General features: G+C 67.8%; 18 protein-coding genes. 12 read left to right on the forward strand and 6 right to left on the reverse strand.

The window, feature by feature from the left end:
- Window positions 1-23: 23 nt before the first annotated feature.
- A complete protein-coding gene (locus ACWGL1_RS03320) occupies window positions 24-686 on the reverse strand; it encodes a TonB family protein (protein WP_338575983.1) in 663 nt (220 codons plus the stop codon).
- Window positions 687-926: 240 nt separating this feature from the next.
- Between ACWGL1_RS03320 and queF the strand changes: the two genes are divergently transcribed.
- From queF to ACWGL1_RS03335, 3 genes are all read left to right on the forward strand, one after another.
- Window positions 927-1,388: a preQ(1) synthase gene (queF, locus tag ACWGL1_RS03325; protein WP_024353990.1), complete on the forward strand. Its 462-nt coding sequence runs from the start codon at window positions 927-929 to the stop codon at window positions 1,386-1,388.
- Window positions 1,389-1,538: 150 nt separating this feature from the next.
- On the forward strand, window positions 1,539-2,045 hold the full coding sequence (locus tag ACWGL1_RS03330) for a hypothetical protein (protein ID WP_452111160.1): 507 nt from the start codon (window positions 1,539-1,541) through the stop codon (window positions 2,043-2,045).
- A 21-nt stretch (window positions 2,046-2,066) separates the two neighbouring features.
- Window positions 2,067-2,924 carry a DUF817 domain-containing protein gene (locus ACWGL1_RS03335; RefSeq protein ID WP_452111161.1) on the forward strand — a complete coding sequence of 286 codons (858 nt, stop codon included), beginning with the start codon at window positions 2,067-2,069 and terminating at the stop codon, window positions 2,922-2,924.
- A 150-nt stretch (window positions 2,925-3,074) separates the two neighbouring features.
- Here ACWGL1_RS03335 and ACWGL1_RS03340 read toward each other — a convergent pair whose 3' ends face one another.
- Window positions 3,075-3,677, reverse strand: coding sequence for a nitroreductase family protein (locus ACWGL1_RS03340; protein WP_452111162.1), 603 nt, complete (start codon window positions 3,675-3,677; stop codon window positions 3,075-3,077).
- A 45-nt stretch (window positions 3,678-3,722) separates the two neighbouring features.
- Between ACWGL1_RS03340 and ACWGL1_RS03345 the strand changes: the two genes are divergently transcribed.
- The 3 genes from ACWGL1_RS03345 to ACWGL1_RS03355 all read left to right on the forward strand — a co-directional run bounded on the left by ACWGL1_RS03345 (window position 3,723) and on the right by ACWGL1_RS03355 (window position 5,519).
- The gene (locus ACWGL1_RS03345) at window positions 3,723-4,352 is read left to right on the forward strand and encodes an NUDIX domain-containing protein (protein WP_452111163.1); all 630 of its coding nucleotides are present in this window, start codon (window positions 3,723-3,725) and stop codon (window positions 4,350-4,352) included.
- 29 nt (window positions 4,353-4,381) lie between these two features.
- Window positions 4,382-5,203: a serine O-acetyltransferase gene (gene cysE, locus ACWGL1_RS03350; protein ID WP_452111164.1), complete on the forward strand. Its 822-nt coding sequence runs from the start codon at window positions 4,382-4,384 to the stop codon at window positions 5,201-5,203.
- Window positions 5,204-5,312: 109 nt separating this feature from the next.
- Window positions 5,313-5,519 (forward strand): DUF3126 family protein, encoded by a 207-nt coding sequence (locus ACWGL1_RS03355; RefSeq protein ID WP_291781529.1) that lies wholly within the window; start codon window positions 5,313-5,315, stop codon window positions 5,517-5,519.
- Window positions 5,520-5,599: 80 nt separating this feature from the next.
- On the opposite strand, the gene ACWGL1_RS03360 is transcribed toward ACWGL1_RS03355, so the two are convergent.
- Window positions 5,600-6,226, reverse strand: coding sequence for a hypothetical protein (locus tag ACWGL1_RS03360; protein WP_338575973.1), 627 nt, complete (start codon window positions 6,224-6,226; stop codon window positions 5,600-5,602).
- Window positions 6,227-6,307: 81 nt separating this feature from the next.
- Here ACWGL1_RS03360 and ACWGL1_RS03365 point away from each other — a divergent pair, with 81 nt between their 5' ends.
- The 3 genes from ACWGL1_RS03365 to ACWGL1_RS03375 all read left to right on the forward strand — a co-directional run bounded on the left by ACWGL1_RS03365 (window position 6,308) and on the right by ACWGL1_RS03375 (window position 10,225).
- Window positions 6,308-7,174: a 50S ribosomal protein L11 methyltransferase gene (locus ACWGL1_RS03365; protein WP_452111165.1), complete on the forward strand. Its 867-nt coding sequence runs from the start codon at window positions 6,308-6,310 to the stop codon at window positions 7,172-7,174.
- A 167-nt stretch (window positions 7,175-7,341) separates the two neighbouring features.
- Complete coding sequence (locus ACWGL1_RS03370) at window positions 7,342-9,168, forward strand: aminopeptidase P family protein (protein WP_452111166.1); 1,827 nt, start codon at window positions 7,342-7,344, stop codon at window positions 9,166-9,168.
- Between the two features lie 73 nt (window positions 9,169-9,241).
- Window positions 9,242-10,225, forward strand: coding sequence for an aldo/keto reductase (locus tag ACWGL1_RS03375; protein ID WP_452111167.1), 984 nt, complete (start codon window positions 9,242-9,244; stop codon window positions 10,223-10,225).
- 62 nt (window positions 10,226-10,287) lie between these two features.
- Here ACWGL1_RS03375 and ACWGL1_RS03380 read toward each other — a convergent pair whose 3' ends face one another.
- The 3 genes from ACWGL1_RS03380 to ligA form a co-directional block, all read right to left on the reverse strand.
- Window positions 10,288-10,710 (reverse strand): DUF2147 domain-containing protein, encoded by a 423-nt coding sequence (locus tag ACWGL1_RS03380; RefSeq protein WP_338575965.1) that lies wholly within the window; start codon window positions 10,708-10,710, stop codon window positions 10,288-10,290.
- A gap of 180 nt (window positions 10,711-10,890) precedes the next feature.
- A complete protein-coding gene (locus tag ACWGL1_RS03385; RefSeq protein WP_452111168.1) occupies window positions 10,891-11,526 on the reverse strand; it encodes a 3'-5' exonuclease in 636 nt (211 codons plus the stop codon).
- A complete protein-coding gene (ligA, locus tag ACWGL1_RS03390) occupies window positions 11,505-13,829 on the reverse strand; it encodes an NAD-dependent DNA ligase LigA (protein ID WP_452111169.1) in 2,325 nt (774 codons plus the stop codon). The genes ACWGL1_RS03385 and ligA overlap by 22 nt, the downstream gene beginning before the upstream one ends.
- Before the next feature lie 146 nt (window positions 13,830-13,975).
- Between ligA and ACWGL1_RS03395 the strand changes: the two genes are divergently transcribed.
- The 3 genes from ACWGL1_RS03395 to ACWGL1_RS03405 all read left to right on the forward strand — a co-directional run bounded on the left by ACWGL1_RS03395 (window position 13,976) and on the right by ACWGL1_RS03405 (window position 16,169).
- Window positions 13,976-14,941 carry a M20/M25/M40 family metallo-hydrolase gene (locus ACWGL1_RS03395; RefSeq protein ID WP_452111170.1) on the forward strand — a complete coding sequence of 322 codons (966 nt, stop codon included), beginning with the start codon at window positions 13,976-13,978 and terminating at the stop codon, window positions 14,939-14,941.
- A 92-nt stretch (window positions 14,942-15,033) separates the two neighbouring features.
- Window positions 15,034-15,657, forward strand: a complete 624-nt coding sequence (locus ACWGL1_RS03400) for a methyltransferase family protein (protein WP_291781560.1) — start codon at window positions 15,034-15,036, stop codon at window positions 15,655-15,657.
- Window positions 15,654-16,169, forward strand: a complete 516-nt coding sequence (locus ACWGL1_RS03405) for a hypothetical protein (RefSeq protein ID WP_452111171.1) — start codon at window positions 15,654-15,656, stop codon at window positions 16,167-16,169. Before ACWGL1_RS03400 ends, ACWGL1_RS03405 begins: the two co-directional genes overlap by 4 nt.
- Window positions 16,170-16,186: the final 17 nt, after the last annotated feature.

Below are 16,186 nucleotides of genomic sequence, written 5' to 3' on the forward strand. Positions count from 1 at the left end.
CGTCTGAATCGTCTGAAATCGCATCAGTGGATGCTGAAGGGCACGGTGACGACGAAGGCGGACCCGACTTCTTCCGGCCGGATCGTCGCGGGGTTCAGCCGCCCTCGACGGACGATTTTGACGGCCGCTTCTCCGAACCCGCTGCCGGGAGGAACTTCGGCGACAACGGCGCAGTTGGTCGGCTTGCCTGACAGCGCCACTTCACAACGAACGGCGGCGCCGCCCGAGAGGCCGCGATCGACCGCCCTTTGCGGATAATCAGACGCTGTGGGGCGAGGCGGCGTCAGCCACCGGGCTTCCACATTGGCGAACGTCGCCGCCGTTTCCGTCGGAGGCGGCTCGGGGCTGAGATTGAACGGCACGCGAACGGCGAAGCGGCGAGGGGCCGCGTCAGCGCCGTCATCGCTGGCGATCACGCGTCCGCGTTGCACGATGCCGAGGGCGGCCTGACCGAAACCCATGCCCGGAGGCGTTTCAGAACGGACTTCGCAGTTGACGGGGCTGCCGTCCGGCGTGGCGTCGCAGGCGATCACGGCGGCTCCGCTGGCGTCCGCCTGCAGGGCCGCTTCAGGGAAGTCATCGACAGAGGCCTGCGGCGGCACGCTCCAGCGCGGGGGCGGGAGGGCTTGATCGGCGTCTTGGGCTAGAGTCGCTGAGGGCAGGGCGACACCCCCTGAAACGATCATGAGGGCGCTCAGGGCAAAGCTAAACCTGGCAGATAGGATCATGGATGCTCCTGAAACAGGCGACTGAAGAACGCTCGGAAAAAACAGAGTCCAATTCGTCTGAATCGTCTGAAATCCCCGACGCCGCACGGCCGTTCTCCCCTCGGCCGGCGCGCAGTCTAGCACGGGTGAAGCAGGGGGGTGGCCGATTGCGGAGGGGGCGGCGTTTTCTTTGGCGGGGCGAACGCCTAAATGGCGGGCATGACCCACTATACCGACAGCCTCAGCCAGCTCGGCGTCCAGACCGCCGCCCCGACGAACCCGGAAGAGGCGGTGCTGGAGCGCGTGCCCAATCCGCACGCCGACACGCTCTATGTGGCGCGCTTCACCGCGCCGGAGTTCACCAGCCTGTGCCCGGTGACGGGCCAGCCCGACTTCGCCCACATCGTCATCGACTATGTGCCCGGCGACTGGCTGGTCGAGAGCAAGAGCCTGAAGCTGTACCTGACCAGCTTCCGCAACCACGGCGCCTTCCACGAGGACTGCACCGTCGCCATCGGCAAGCGCCTGGCCGAACTGCTGCAACCGAAATGGCTGCGCATCGGCGGCTACTGGTACCCGCGCGGCGGCATCCCCATCGATGTCTTCTGGCAGACGGGCGCGCCGCTGGAGGGCGTGTGGCTGCCGGATCAGGGCGTGGCGGGATATCGCGGGCGGGGGTGAGGAACCTAGCCGTTATTTTATGGAGAAATAATGCCTAGGAAGCCGCGAGACGGAAGTTGGGGCGCAGGTGGGGACAGTGTCGCAGAGCGACCTGAACTTGCTATCAAAATTGCAGTTGTTGCCAATACTTGGACCTCAATCGAAGGACATATGGCCTACGCATTGGGTGCGATGATAGGAGCGGACCACCGAGTAGCATTGGCTATTCTGACTAAGGTCCAAACGGCGACAGCAAAATCACAGATGATCCGCGCGGTAGGTAAGGCAGCATTGGATGCGCGCCTTCAACCCGAATTGGAAGTGCTCTTAAAATCATTCGATAGGTTAGCTCCGAGGCGCAACAAGGTCATTCATGGCTTGTGGGGGATTTCGGACGCTGAGCCAGCAGGCTTGTTGTGGCTTCCGCCCGACGCCCCAAATCGCATTTCGTTAGGCCTTATGGCTGCAATGACGACCGGAAGTGCTACGGAACTGATCGGAGATATTCGGTCCGAGTATGAGCTTTGGGAGGCAGCTGATTTCGATGATCTCAACGCGGATTTAGCTCGGTTGGCTTCGGAATCTGTAAGCTTTGCGGTGAAGATGCAGGGTCTCACAATTGCAAAAGCGCAAGGTCTAGACGTTGAGGAAATTATTTCTCAAGTATCAAAGTGGTAACTTGCACTTCTATAAATTTTCATGATCCCATCCTCCCGCCTGCCGCTCGAAGCCTGGGGCCGCCGCCTGATGACCCGCGCGGAGGGGTGGGCGGACCGCTCGCGCCTGCGCCGTTACACCTATGAGTTCCTGTGGTTCGGGCTGAAGCAGGGGTGGGCGTGTCTGTTCGGCGGGGCGATGCTGGCGCTGATTCTGGGGACGTTTCTGTTCTGGCCGGATCAGGCTCCGCTGGCGCGCTATGACTTTCTGGTGCTGGGGGCGCTGGGGATACAGGCGCTGATGCTGGCCCTGAAGCTGGAGAGCTGGGAGGAGGCGCGGGTCATCTTCCTGTTCCATGTCGCCGGGACGGTCATGGAACTGTTCAAGACCTATCACGGGTCGTGGATCTATCCGGAAGAGTCGGTGCTGAGGATCGGCGCCGTGCCGCTGTTCTCGGGCTTCATGTATGCGGCGGTGGGCAGCTACATCGCGCGGGTGCAGCGCATCTTCCATATCCGGGTGCGGAACTATCCGCCGCTTTGGACGACGTGGGTGCTGGCGGCGGCGATCTACGTCAACTTCTTCGCCCATCACTGGCTGCCGGACGTGCGGCTGGCGCTGTTCGCGGCGACGGGGCTGCTGTTTATGCGGGGATGGTTCTACTTCACCGCCGACCGGACGCGGCGGTCGATGCCGCTGCTGCTGGGCTATGGGCTGGTGGCGCTGTTCATCTGGTTCGCGGAGAACCTGGGGACGTTCGCGCGGGCCTGGGTCTATCCGGGGCAGGAGGGCGGATGGGAGATGGTCAGCCTGAACAAGCTGGGGGCGTGGTTCCTGCTGATGATCATCTCGGTGGTGCTGGTGTCGATCGTGCACCGGCCGGAGGAGGAAGAGGGGTAGGGCGGCCTTCTCCCCTTGTGGGAGAAGGTGGCAGTCCTCGGGCTTGCCCCGGGGGCTGACGGATGAGGGGTTTTGCAACGGCGGAGAGACCCCTCATCCGACCTCGCTGCGCTCGGCCACCTTCTCCCACAGGGGGAGAAGGGAAAGGCTTTACGGCCGGGCCGTCACCTTGTGCTCCAGGTTCGGGCGGGGGCGTTCCAGCGGGGGCTCGGACAGGGAGCCGACGTGGATGAAGCCGGCGATGCTCTCGCCGTCCTCGACGCCGAACAGGGCGACGGCGGCGGGGTCGTAGGCGTACCAGTCGGTGATCCAGCTGGCCGAATAGCCCAGGGCGTTCGCCGCGTGCTCCAGGTTCATGCAGACGGCGCCGGCGGACAACTGCTGCTCCCACACCGGAACCTTGTGGCCTTGAATGGGGGTCGAGACGACCAGGATGGTCAGCGGCGGGTTGGCCAGCTTGGCCAGGGAGGCGATCTCCTTGCCGGTGCGGTTCTGGGTTTCGCCCAGGGCGGCGAGGGCCTCGGACAGGTCGGCGCGGCTTTGCGGGCCCAGCACGACGAAGCGCCAGGGAAACAGCTTGCCGTGGTCCGGCGTGCGGGCGCCCAGCAGCAGCATCTGCTCGATCTCGGCGTCCGAGGGGCCGGGCAGGGTCAGCGACTGGGCCGGAGCCGAGCGGCGCACGGCCAGGCGCGACAGCAGTTCTTCCGAACGGACGGGCAGGGGCAGGGGGGAAGCGAGGTCTGTCTGGCTCATGGCGGATAGCTAGGCTTTCGGGACGGGCTGCGCCATAGCAGGGGCATGAGTCAGATCCGCGACATCAAGCCTCGCTGGGCCGAGGGCCTGCCCGACACGCCGCCGTGGCGCAGCCTGGGCGACAGCGTTCTGGTCGACACGCTCTGGATGCGGGTGACGCGCCATCCGGCCGTCGCGCCGACGGGGGCTGAGGCCGACTATGTGGTCGTGCGGCCCCGGAACGTGGGCACGGGCGTGCTGCCGCTGCATGACGACGGGACGGTCAGCCTGGTCGGGCAGCACCGCTTCGCCCTGATGCGCTATTCCTGGGAGATGCCCGAGGGCGGGGCGCCGGAGGGGGAAGACCCGTTCGAGGCCGTGAAGCGCGAACTGGCCGAGGAGGCGGGGCTGACGGCGCAGCACTGGCGCGCGGCGCTGGACCTGGACCTGTCCAACTCCATCACCGACGAGCGGGCGATGACCTGGGTGGCCTGGGGGCTGGAGGCGACCGGGACGGCGCCGGACGAGACGGAGGTCTTTCTGTCCGCACGCGTCCCCTTTGGCGAGCTGATGGCCGAGATCGCGCGCGGCGCGGTGCGCGACGGGCTGACGGTGGCGACGGCCTATCGCGCCTACCATATGGCGCGGGAGGGCGAACTGCCGGCCGCGCTGGCGCGCGCCATGCTGGGCGCGTAGGATCGCCGCCTGAAGTCGAAGGAAGCCTGATGGCCAAGCTGGAAGTCGTGCCGAAGCAGCCGGATCTGTGGACGCAGTTGCGCGCCGCCGCCGAGGACGCTGCGCGCGAGGAGCCGCGTCTGGCGTCGCAATTGAACGCCGTGGTGCTGGCGCACGACGACTTCGCCGGGGCGTTGAGCTTCCAGATCGCGCGCAAGCTGGGCGATGCGGAGCTGGGCGCCATGACGGTGCGCGAGGTGGCCCTGTCGGCCTTCGCCGCCGATCCGGGCATCGTCGCCGCCGCCGAGGCGGACCTGAAGGCGGTGCAGGAGCGTGATCCGGCGATCCGGTCGCTGTTGCAGCCCTTCATGTATTTCAAGGGGTTCCAGGCGCTGCAGGCCTGGCGCGTGGCGCACTGGCTGTGGGAGCAGGACCGCGACACCCTGGCGTTCCATTTTCAGAGCCGGATTTCGGAGTTGTTCCAGCTGGACATCCACCCGGCGGCGCGGATCGGCTCGGGCGTCTTTCTGGATCACGGCACGGGCATCGTCATCGGCGAGACGGCTGTGGTGGGCGACGAGGTGTCCATGCTGCACGCCGTGACTCTGGGCGGGACCGGGGCCGAGCGCGGCGACCGTCACCCGAAGATCGGGCGCGGCGTCCTGCTGGGCGCCGGGGCCAAGGTGCTGGGCAACATCACGGTCGGCGACTACGCCAAGGTGGCGTCCGGCTCGGTGGTGCTGAAGCCGGTGCCGGCGGGCTGCACCGTGGCGGGGGTGCCTGCAAGGCTGGTCAACTGTCCGACCGACGCCACGCCCGCGCGGACCATGGACCATACGCTGTCCGACATCGTCTATGACTTCGTGATCTGAGAGGGCGCGTCTGTGGACGCCTGACGCGCGGGCTTCCCAAGGCGAGGCGGCTTCTCTAGGGTCCGCGGCCAACGACATGCGCCCCCGGCGCCAAAGCGAGGCTACCCCCGTGAAAGAATCCGATCTGAAGCGCGTCGAGACGCACCTGAAGCGCACCTTCAACCACGGCGGCGTCAAGGTGAAGGCCCGCAAGGTCGCCGACTCCGCCGAAGTCTATGTCGATGACGAGTTCATCGGCGTGGTGTTCGAAGACGAGGACGAAGCCGGCTCCTTCATGTTCGAAATGGCCATCCTGGCGGAAGACCTGCCGGAATAGGCCCTACGACAGTCGAGAAATGAAGAAGGCCGGAGAGGGCGTCCTCTCCGGCCTTCCTTGCATTTGCGATCAGTCTTCGATCACCAGCCGAACAGACGGGCGAAGAAGCCCTTCTTCTTTTCGGGGGCGGGCGTGTCGACGGGCTTCACCGGCTCGACCGCCGCAGCGGCGGCGGCGGGCGCCGTGGCCTGAACGGGCGGCTCGACCGGCTCGGGCTTCGGCGCGGGCTTGGTCTCGGCGGGCGCGACGGGCGCCGGAGCCAGGGAGGCGGCGACCGGCGTCTCGACCGGGGCCGGAGCGGCCGCCTTGGAAGCGGCGGGTTTCTTGGGCGCCGCAGCCTTCTTGGGCGCAGCGGCCTTGGCCGTGGCCGCCTTGGCTGTCGTCGTCTTGGCGGCGGCCGGCTTCTTGGCCGGGGCGGCCTTTGCGGCGGCAGGAGCCTTTGCGGCTGCAGGCTTCTTGGCGGCGGTCGCCTTCGCCGGAGCCTTCGTCGCGGCGGTCTTGGCGGTCGTCGCCTTGGCCGTAGCGGGCTTGGCGGCCTTGGGCGCAGCCGCCTTGGCGGGAGCCTTCGCCGCAGCGGCGGCCTTTACGGTCTTGGGCTTGGCGTCAGCTTTTGTCGCTGTCGCGCTCGACTTTGCCGCCGGTTTCGGCTTGGAAGCGGCGGAGGCCGCTTTCGCGGCAGGTTTCGTTTCAGACGGTGCTTTGGCCATAAACTCCCCGACCCCTCGTTGGACACGGGCGTGAGAACCAAGCCCGCACTGGCGATTCGTTATTATAACGGTGTTTAAGAAATGTCCGAATCCGCAGTTCAGGTGATCGCGCGCGGCGATCGCGCCCCCGCCGAGGCCGCCGCCGCCGCCATCGACGCCAATCCCCTGCTGGAAGGCGCCACCTACTCCATTCTGGAAGAGGACGAGGACCGCAATATCTGGCGTATCGACGCCTTCCCCACGACCGATGAAGAGGCCGAGGGGATCGCCGAAATCCTGCGCGCCACGCCGGGGCTGGAGGTGATCGTCGAGAAGCTGGCCGACGCCGACTGGCTGGCCATGAGCCTGTCGGGCCTGCCGCCGGTCGATGCCGGGCGCTTCTTCGTCTATGGCGCGCACGATCAGGGCAAGATCCCCGAAGGCCGGGTCAATCTGAAGATCGACGCGGGCGCCGCCTTCGGCACCGGCCACCACGGCACGACGGTCGGCTGCCTGGAGGCGTTCGACAATCTGCTGAAGACCGAGACGTTCGAGAAGGTTCTGGACGTCGGCTGCGGCACGGGCGTTCTGGCCATTGCGGCGGCGAAGACGGGTTCGCCCATCGCCGTCGGCACCGACATCGACGAGCCGTCGGCCCGCATCGCCAATGAGAATGCGGTGATCAATGACGCGAAGTGCGACTTCTATTTCGCCGATGGCCTGAGCGATGCGCGTATCGCGCAGCACGCGCCCTATGATCTGGTGTTCGCCAACATCCTGGCGGCGCCGCTGGTGTTCCTGGCGCCCGAGATCGGCGCGGCGTTGAAGACGGGCGGGGTCGCCATCCTGTCGGGCCTGCTGCGGACGCAGGAGGAGCGGGTGCTGGAGGCTTACCTGCCGCTGGGCTTCGTGGTGGAGCAGACGATCCATCATGATGCGTGGAGCGCGCTGCAGCTGCGCAAGAAATAGGGCGCTAATTTCCTTCTCCCCTTGTGGGAGAAGATGGTCCGTCAGGGCCGGATGAGGGGTCTCGCGACTGCGGATGAGTGGGCTGGGCAAACGGCGAGAAACCCCTCATCCGTCTCGCTTCGCGAGCCACCTTCTCCCACAAGGGGAGAAGGGTGTAAGGACCCCTCATGCGCCAGACATTTGACGAAACCACCGATCCGTCCTTCGGGGCCAAGCACCTGCCTCTGCTCCGCGCCGAGATGGCCAAGCAGGGCCTCGACGGACTGCTGGTCCCGCACGAGGACGAGCATCAGAACGAATACCTGCCCGACGCCAATGAGCGGCTGGCCTGGATCAGCGGCTTCACCGGCTCGGCCGGGGCGGGCGTGGTGCTGAAGGACAGGGCGGCGGTCTTCGTCGACGGCCGCTATACGGTGCAGGCCAAGGCCCAGACGGACGAGACCCTGTTCGAGCGCCAGCCGCTGAACGCCCTGGCCGACTGGCTGGCGGCCGTGCCGTCGGGCTCGGTGATCGGCTATGATCCGCGCCTGCACAGCCCGGATGCGCTGGCGACCCTGCGCGCGGCGGTCGAGAAGGCCGGGGCGACGCTGAAGGCGGTCGAGGCCAATCCGATCGACCTGGCCTGGGGCGACGCTCGCCCGGCTCAGCCGCAGGCGTCGGTGGTCCCGCACGAGGACCGCTATTCCGGCGAAGGCGCTGCGTCCAAGCGCGCTCGCATCGGCAACGCCGTCGCTGAGGTCGGGGCCGAGGCCGCGGTGCTGACGGCGCCGTCGTCGCTGGCCTGGCTGTTCAACATTCGCGGCGGCGACGTGATCCGCACGCCCCTGCCGCTGGGACAGGCGGTGGTGAAGGCGGACGGGACGGCCAAGGTCTTCCTTGACCCGGCCAAGGTGACGAACGAACTGCCCGGCTGGCTGGGCGACGCCGTGACGCTGGAGGCGCCCGCCGCGCTGCCCGCCGCGCTGGACGCCCTGTCGGGCCAGAAGGTGATGATCGATCCGGCCGTGTCGTCGGCCTGGTATTTCGACCGGCTGGAAGCGGCGGGCGCGACCATCGTGCGCGGCATGGACCCCTGCGCCCTGCCGCGCGCGCAGAAGAACGACGTCGAGATCGAGGGCAGCCGTCAGGCCCATATCCGCGATGGCGCGGCCCTGACACGCTTCCTGCACTGGGTCGATACGGTCGCGCAGAAGGAACTGCCGGACGAGCGGGCGGTGGTCGAGGCGCTGGAGGGTTTCCGCGAGGCGACCGGCATGTTGAAGGACCTGTCCTTCGACACGATCGCCGGAGTCGGGCCGAACGGCGCCCTGCCGCACTACAAGCCGGTCGGGGCCAGGATCCGGCCGATGGAGGCGGGTTCGCTGCTGCTGGTGGACGGCGGCGGTCAGTATCTGGACGGAACCACGGACGTGACCCGCACCATGGCCATCGGCGAGGGCACGGCCGATCAGCGCCGGATGTTCACCCTGGTCCTGAAGGGTCATATCGCCATGGCGGTGATCCGCTTCCCGGCCGGGACCAGCGGGCGCCAGTTGGACGCCATTGCGCGCCAGCCGCTGTGGAACGCAGGCTTCGACTTCGACCACGGCACGGGTCACGGCGTGGGGTCCTATCTGGGCGTGCACGAGGGGCCGCAACGCATCGCCGGCTGGGGCACGGACCAGCCGCTGCTGACCGGCATGATCCTGTCGAACGAGCCGGGCTATTACCGCGAAGGCGAGTGGGGCATCCGCATCGAGACGCTGCAGGTCGTCACGGCCCCGGCTCAGGTGCCGGGCGGCGAGCGGCCGATGCATGGATTTGAGCAACTGACGCTGGCGCCGCTGGACCGCCGCCTGATCGACACGGCGCTGTTGACGGCGGACGAGCGGGCCTACGTGGACGCCTATCACGCCGAGGTTCTGGCCAAGGTCGGGCCTCTGCTGGCCGACGGCGTTCAGAAGGACGAGGCGGCGCTGGACTGGCTGAAGGCGCAGACCACCCCCTTGAAATAAGGCCATACGGCGCCCATCTGAAGAGGGTCGGCGGATGCGCCGCCGACCCCCTCACATCAGAAGGAATGCGCGGATGAAGATGCGCAAGCTGGGCCGTAGCGGTCCTGAGGTCTCGGCCGTCGGTCTGGGCTGCATGGGCATGAGCGCCTTTTACGGCGGCGCCGACGAGGCCCAATCCATCGCGGTGATCCACCGCGCGCTCGACCTGGGCGTCACCCTGTTCGACACGGCCGAGATGTACGGCCCCCACACCAATGAAGTCCTGCTGGGCAAGGCGCTGAAGGACCGCCGGGACGAAGCCTTCATCGCCACCAAGTTCGGCATCAATCGCCAGCCGGACGGTTCGGCCATTACCGACGGCTCGCCCGCAAACGTGCGCCGCGCGGTCGAGGGCAGCCTCAGCCGTCTGGGCGTCGATCACATCGACCTCTATTACCAGCACCGTATCGACCCCAATACGCCGATCGAGGAGACGGTCGGGGCCATGGCCGAGCTGGTGAAGGAGGGGAAGGTCCGCTTCCTGGGTCTGTCGGAGGCGGCGCCGGCCACCCTGCGCCGCGCCCACGCCGAGCATCCGATCACGGCGCTTCAGACCGAATATTCGCTGTGGAGCCGCGACCCGGAGGACGAGCTTCTGGGCGTGGTGCGCGAACTGGGCATCGGCTTCGTGCCCTACAGCCCGCTCGGCCGGGGCTTCCTGTCCGGGGAGATCAAGTCGATCGACGACCTGGCGCCCGACGACTTCCGCCGGACGAACCCGCGCTTTGCGGGCGACAACTTCCAGAAGAACCTCGATCTGGTCGACGCGGTCGGCGCCATCGCGGCGGACAAGGGCGTGACGGCGGCGCAACTGGCCCTGGCCTGGGTGCTGGCGCAGGGAGAGGATCTGGTCCCCATCCCCGGCACGCGCCGGATCTCGACGCTGGAGCAGAACGCAGCGGCGGCGGACATCGTGCTGACGCCGGATGATCTGGCGCGGATCGAGGCCGTCTTCCCGCGCGGGGCGGCGGCGGGCGAGCGCTATGCGCCCGGCGGCATGAGCTCGCTGAACCGTTGATATGAAAACGTCTCCCTCGCGATCGCGGGGGAGGCGTTTTTCGTTCGGGCTGTGCGCCTCGATTACTGGACGCGGGTCCAGGTCTGGGTCTTGCACAGGGGGGCGACGATGCAGCCGCGCAGGCGCAGGGTGTTGTCGTTGGTCAGGGTGATGGTGCCGCGATAGGTGCCGCCGTCCTCGGGGTTGTAGACCGAGCCGCCGCGCCATTCGGTCGGGCCGCCGGTGAAGCCCGACAGCATCCGCAGGCCGCGCAGGGGGCGGTCGCGCAGGGACTCGTCCTTGTTGCGCTGATCCTTGACATCGGGGTTGGCGCGGATGTGGCTGGAGGTGACGAGGACGCCGCACAGGGCCTGGCCGCAGCGTTCGATGCGGACCTGGCCGCCGTTGGTCGGCGTCTGCCACAGGCCGGTCGGGTCGCTGGCGAGGGCCGGAGAAGCGAGGGCGGCGGCTGCGACGGCGAGCGCCGTCAGGACGGAGGTCTTCATCGGCGTTTTCCTTCTGACGGATCGTCGAGGCGATCCCTTGGTCGAAGGGTGGGCCGGGTTTCGGTCTGAAACAAGGCCGAAATTGTGAACTTCACTCAATGATTACATGACCTTAGGTCAAGTTGAGCGCGCTGCGAACGCCTAAGGCGATGGATTCGGGCGGCTTTTGCCGAGGGCCGGTCAGCCGCCGCGCGGGCGGCGTGGACGGGTTGCGGCGTTGGAGCAGGCCGAATAGCCGTCGCGCCAGACGCGGCCCATGGTCAGGCGGCTGGCGTCGGCCAGGGCGCGGCAGTCGGCGGCCTGATGCATCTGAGCCGCCGCCAGGGCCACGGAGGCGCAGGCGAAGGCGTCCTCGGCCGCATCGTGGTGGCGGAAGGCGACGCCCAGTTCGGCGCAGACGTTGTTCAGCTTGTGCGAGGCGAAGTCCGGCCAGCTGATCTGGGCCAGCTTGACCGTACAGAGGTAGTCGAACTCGGGATAGGTCAGGCCGTAGTGGTCGCAGGTGTTGCGGATGACGCTGACGTCGAAGGCGGCGTTGTGGGCCAGCACGGTGCGGCCTTCGAGACGCGGGGCGATGGCGGCCAGGACGGCGGGGAATTCCTCGGCGTCCTCGACCTGTTCGGGGCCGATGCCGTGGAAGGCGATGTTGAAGCTGGCGAACCGCATCCCCGGCGGGCGGATGTAGTGGTGCTCGACGGATTCGATGACGCCGTCGTTGATCCAGGCCAGGCCGATGGAGCAGGGGCTGGCCCGCTGTTCATTGGCGGTTTCGAAGTCGATGGCGACGGCGTGCATCAGGAAATGAGCGCCAGCCATTCGTCCTCGGTCAGGACGGCGACGCCGTGCTTTTCGGCGTCCTTCAGCTTGGACCCGGCGCCGGGACCGGCGACGACGTAGTCGGTCTTTTTCGACACGGAACCCGAGACCTTGGCGCCGAGACTTTCGGCGCGGGCCTTGGCTTCGTCGCGGGTGAAGCGTTCCAGCGAGCCGGTGAAGACGACGGTCTTGCCCGCCACCGGGCTGTCGGTCGTGGGGGCGGCGACGTCCTCGACGCGCTCGAGCTCGGCCAGCAGGGCGTCGACGACCTGAAGGTTGTGCGGTTCGTGGAAGAAGTGGGCCAGAGCCTCGGCGGCGACCGGGCCGACGCCGGAGACGCCCGCGATCTGGTTCAGCATGTCGGAGGGGCCTTCGTTGCGCGCGACGGCGGCCCAGCGGGTCAGGTCGGTCCAGCCGTCCGAGATCTCCGCCAGCGAGCGGCGGGCGGGGGCGGCCATGCCGGGGAAGGCGAGGGCGATCTTCTGATCCATGGGCGCCTCGGGCCACGGATCGTCGGCGGGCGGCTGCGCCTCGGCCATCAGGCCCAGAACGCGGGTGGAGATGGCGTGGGTCGCGGCCAGCAGCTTCCAGTCGTCGCTGGCGAGGCCGTTTGCGGCGGCCATGCAGGTTTCACGGAAGGCGGTCCAACTGCCGAAGGCGCGCGACAGGACCAGCGAGGTCTGCTCGCCGATCTCGCGCACGCCGAGGCCGAAGATCAGGCGGTCGAGGGAGATGACGCGCCGCGCGTCGATCCCGGCGATCAGGTTGCGGACGCTGGTCTCGCCATAGCCGTCCTCGGCGCGCAGCAGGGCCAGCTTCTCCTCGTCACGGGCCAGGCGAAAGATGTCGGCGGGCTCCTTGATCCAGCCGCGCGTGTGGAAGGCGATCAACTGCTTCTCGCCAAGCCCTTCAATGTCGAAGGCGCGGCGGCTGACGAAGTGCTTGAGGCGTTCGACGATCTGGGCGTCGCAGATCAGGCCGCCGGTGCAGCGGCGCTTGACCTCGTCCCCCTCGCGCACGGCTTCGGAGCCGCAGACGGGGCAGACGGTGGGGAAGATGTAGGGCTGGGCCTCCGCCGGGCGCAGGGTTTCGACCACGCCGACGATCTGGGGGATGACGTCGCCGGCGCGTTGCAGGACGACGGTGTCGCCGATGCGGACGTCCTTGCGGGCGATCTCGTCCTCGTTGTGCAGGGTGGCGTTGCGGACCACGACACCGCCGACGGTGACGGGGCAAAGGCGCGCGACGGGGGTCAGGGAGCCGGTGCGGCCGACCTGAATGTCGATGCCTTCCAGAACGGTCGTCGCCTGTTGCGCCGGGAATTTGTGGGCGATGGCCCATCTGGGGCTTCTGGCGATGAAGCCGAGGCGCTGCTGCCAGTCCAGGCGGTCGACCTTATAGACCACGCCGTCGATGTCGTAGCCGAGGCGGCTGCGATCGGCCTCCAGCGTCTGATAGACGCCGATCAGGCCGTCGGCGCCCTCGACGCGGGCCGAGCGGTCGTTGACCTGAAAGCCCCAGCTGCGGAAGGCTTCGAGCGCGCCTGCCTGCGTCTCGGCGAAGGGGGCGGAGGTTTCGCCCCAGGCGTAGGCGAAGAAGGTCAGGGGGCGCAGGGCCGTGATCTTCGGGTCTTTCTGGCGCAGCGAACCGGCGGCGAAGTTGCGCGGGTTGGCGTAGGTGCGCCTGCCTTCGGCCTCGGCCGCCGCGTTGAAGGCGTCGAAGGCGGCGTTGGGGGCGTAGACCTCGCCCCTGATCTCGATGACGTCGGGCCAGCCGGAGCCCGCCAGCGTCTGGGGGATGCTGTCCAGGGTGCGCAGGTTGGCGGTCACGTCCTCGCCCGTCTTGCCGTCGCCGCGCGTGGCGCCCTGAACCAGGACGCCCTTCTCGTAGCGCAGGCTGGCCGAGAGGCCGTCGATCTTGGGCTCGGCGACGAAGGCGATCGGCTCATCGCCCGGCAGCTTCAGGAAGCGGGCGATGCGGGCGACGAAGTCGCGCACCTCGCCGTCGTCGAAGGCGTTGTCCAGCGACAGCATCGGCACGCCGTGGCGGACCTCGGCGAACTGGGTCGAGACAGGGGCGCCGACGCGCTGGGACGGGGAGACGGGGCTGGAGAGCGCCGGAAAGGCGGCTTCGATGGCCAGGGCGCGGCGTTTCAGCTCGTCGTAGTCGGCGTCGGAAATCTCGGGCGCGGCGTCGGCGTAGTAGAGGGCGTCGTGACGCGTCAGTTCGGCCGACAGGCGCTCCAGCTCTTCGCGCGCCTGGGCTTCGGTCAGGGTTTCGACAGGCGTGAAGAGATCGGACATGAGAATCGCAGGAAGTCGGCAAAGGCGGAACGGTTCCTTATCATCCCCCGACCTTGATGGCAGACGCGCCATGACAGAAACGTAATCTGACGCGGCGGCCGGGGGCCGCTAGCGTCGCGCCTCAAAGATTCCTGCCGGAGCCCTCCATGCGTCCTGTCCTCGTCAGCCTGTCCGTGATCGCCGCCGCCCTGACGCTGGCCGCCTGTGAGACGACGACCGCGCCTGTGGTCGAGGCGCCTCCTGTCGAGGCGGCGTCCTCGGGCGATTACGCCCAGTTGATGGACGACCTGCGCATCCTGTCGGCGGACGACATGCAGGGGCGCGACACCGGCTCGGAGGGCGGAGCCAAGGCGCGCGACTACATCGTCGGGCGGCTGGAGGCGCTGGGCGTGCAGCCTTCGCCGATGGGGCGTCTGCAGCCGTGGGAGGCGCTGGGCCGCACGCGCGAGGGGACCAAGACCTATAACGGGACCAACATTATCGGCGTCATCCCCGGCACGCGGGTGGCCGACAAATACATCGTGGTGACGGCCCACTATGACCACGTCGGCGTCAACGACGGCCAGATTTTCAACGGCGCAGACGACAACGCCTCGGGCGTGGCGACCATGCTGGAGCTGGCCAGACGGCTGAAGGCCAACCCGCCCGAGCACAGCGTGCTGATCGTGGCGCTGGACGGCGAGGAGCGCGGCCTGCTGGGCGCCAAGCATTTCGTCGAGGCGCCGCCGGTGCCGCTGCACGCCATCGCGATGAACCTGAACTTCGACATGACGGCGCGGGCCGATAGCGACGGCAAGCTGTGGGTGACGGGGACGTATCAGCATCCCTATTTCCGCCCGGTGCTGGATCAGGTTCCGGCGCGCCGGAACGTCGCCTTCGCCTTCGGCAAGGACACGCCCGAGGACAAGGGCGCCGACAACTGGGTCGAGGCGTCGGACCACGCCGCCTTCCACCGCGCAGGCCTGCCGTTCCTCTACTTCGGGGTGAACTATCACCCGGACTATCACCGCCCCAGCGACGACTTCGAGAAGGTCAATCCGGCGGTGTTCCAGGACTCGACCGAGCTGGCGATCGGCGGCTTCCGGGCGCTGGACCGGTGGCTGGATCAGTGACGGCTGTCGCAAAACGCTTGCAAAGATAGGCCTTGAAACCGCCGTCAGAGCGGCGTTCTGTCGCACCCCTCATCAGTCGAGGAAATACAGAGATGTCGGCGACGGAACGGTTTGATCTTCAGCGGGTGCAGAAGCTGCGCAAGGCGGCGCTGCTGGTCGGATTGATCGGCGTGGTCGGGCTGGCCTTCGTCAGCCGATCGATCGGCGGCGAAACGGTGCTGCACGAAGGACTGGAGGCGTTCGGCCTGGGCCTGATCGTCGTCTGCATCGTCGGGCGGGCCTGGTGCTCCCTCTATATCGGCGGGCGCAAGAAGGCCGAGATCGTGGATCGCGGACCCTATTCGATCAGCCGCAACCCGCTGTATGTCTTCAGCTTCATGGGGGCGTTCGGCGTGGGGGCGCAGACGGGCAGCGTGACGCTGGCGACCGTCTTCCTGCTGCTGACGGTGGCGGTCTTCTACGCCACGGTGAAGCGCGAGGAGGCCTGGCTGGCGGGCGCCTTCGGCCAGACCTATGCGGACTATTGCGCGCGGACGCCGCGTTTCGGGCCGGACTTCTCCAAATGGCGCGACGCCGACAGTCTGGAGGTGCGTCCGCAGTTCTTCCTGACGACGCTGCGCGACGGCCTGGTCTTCCTGCTGGCCGTGCCGCTGTTCGAGTCGGTCGAGCGGTTGCAGGATCTGGGCTGGCTGTCGGCACTGGTGCGCCTGCCTTGAGGACCTTGCCGCTTCTGCTGGCGACGGCGCTGGTCCTGACCGTCGCCGCCTGCGAACGCGGCGCGGCGCCCGACAGGGCCGCGCAGGCCGCCGTCTTCAAGCACGACCTGCCCGAGGACGTGTCCGGCTACTACATCCCCACGACGGCGCTACAGGTCGGCGATTGGCGGCTGCATCACCTGTTCATGGGCCAGGTGCCCGACTTCATGGCCTGGCGCGACGGGCAGCGGACGGCGGGCTTTGCGCCGATCATGATGGAGTTCGAGGCGGGCGATAAGACGCGGCGCACGCGGCTGATTCCGACGGCCTATGACGTCACCGAGACGCGTGTGCGCTTCCAGGCGACGTCGCGGGAGCTGGGGGCGGTGTCGTTCGAGGGAAGGCTCGACCAGGATGCGCTGGCGAAGGCGCGGCGCAATCTGGGAGATCAGGGCGTGGTCCTGAAAGGGAGGCTGAAGGTCGGGGGCCGGACCTTCGACGGGGTGTCGATGCGGTGGTGGGCGGGGGACTGATCCCCCGCCGCTGAACC

It is taken from the genome of Brevundimonas sp. NPDC055812 (assembly GCF_053616535.1).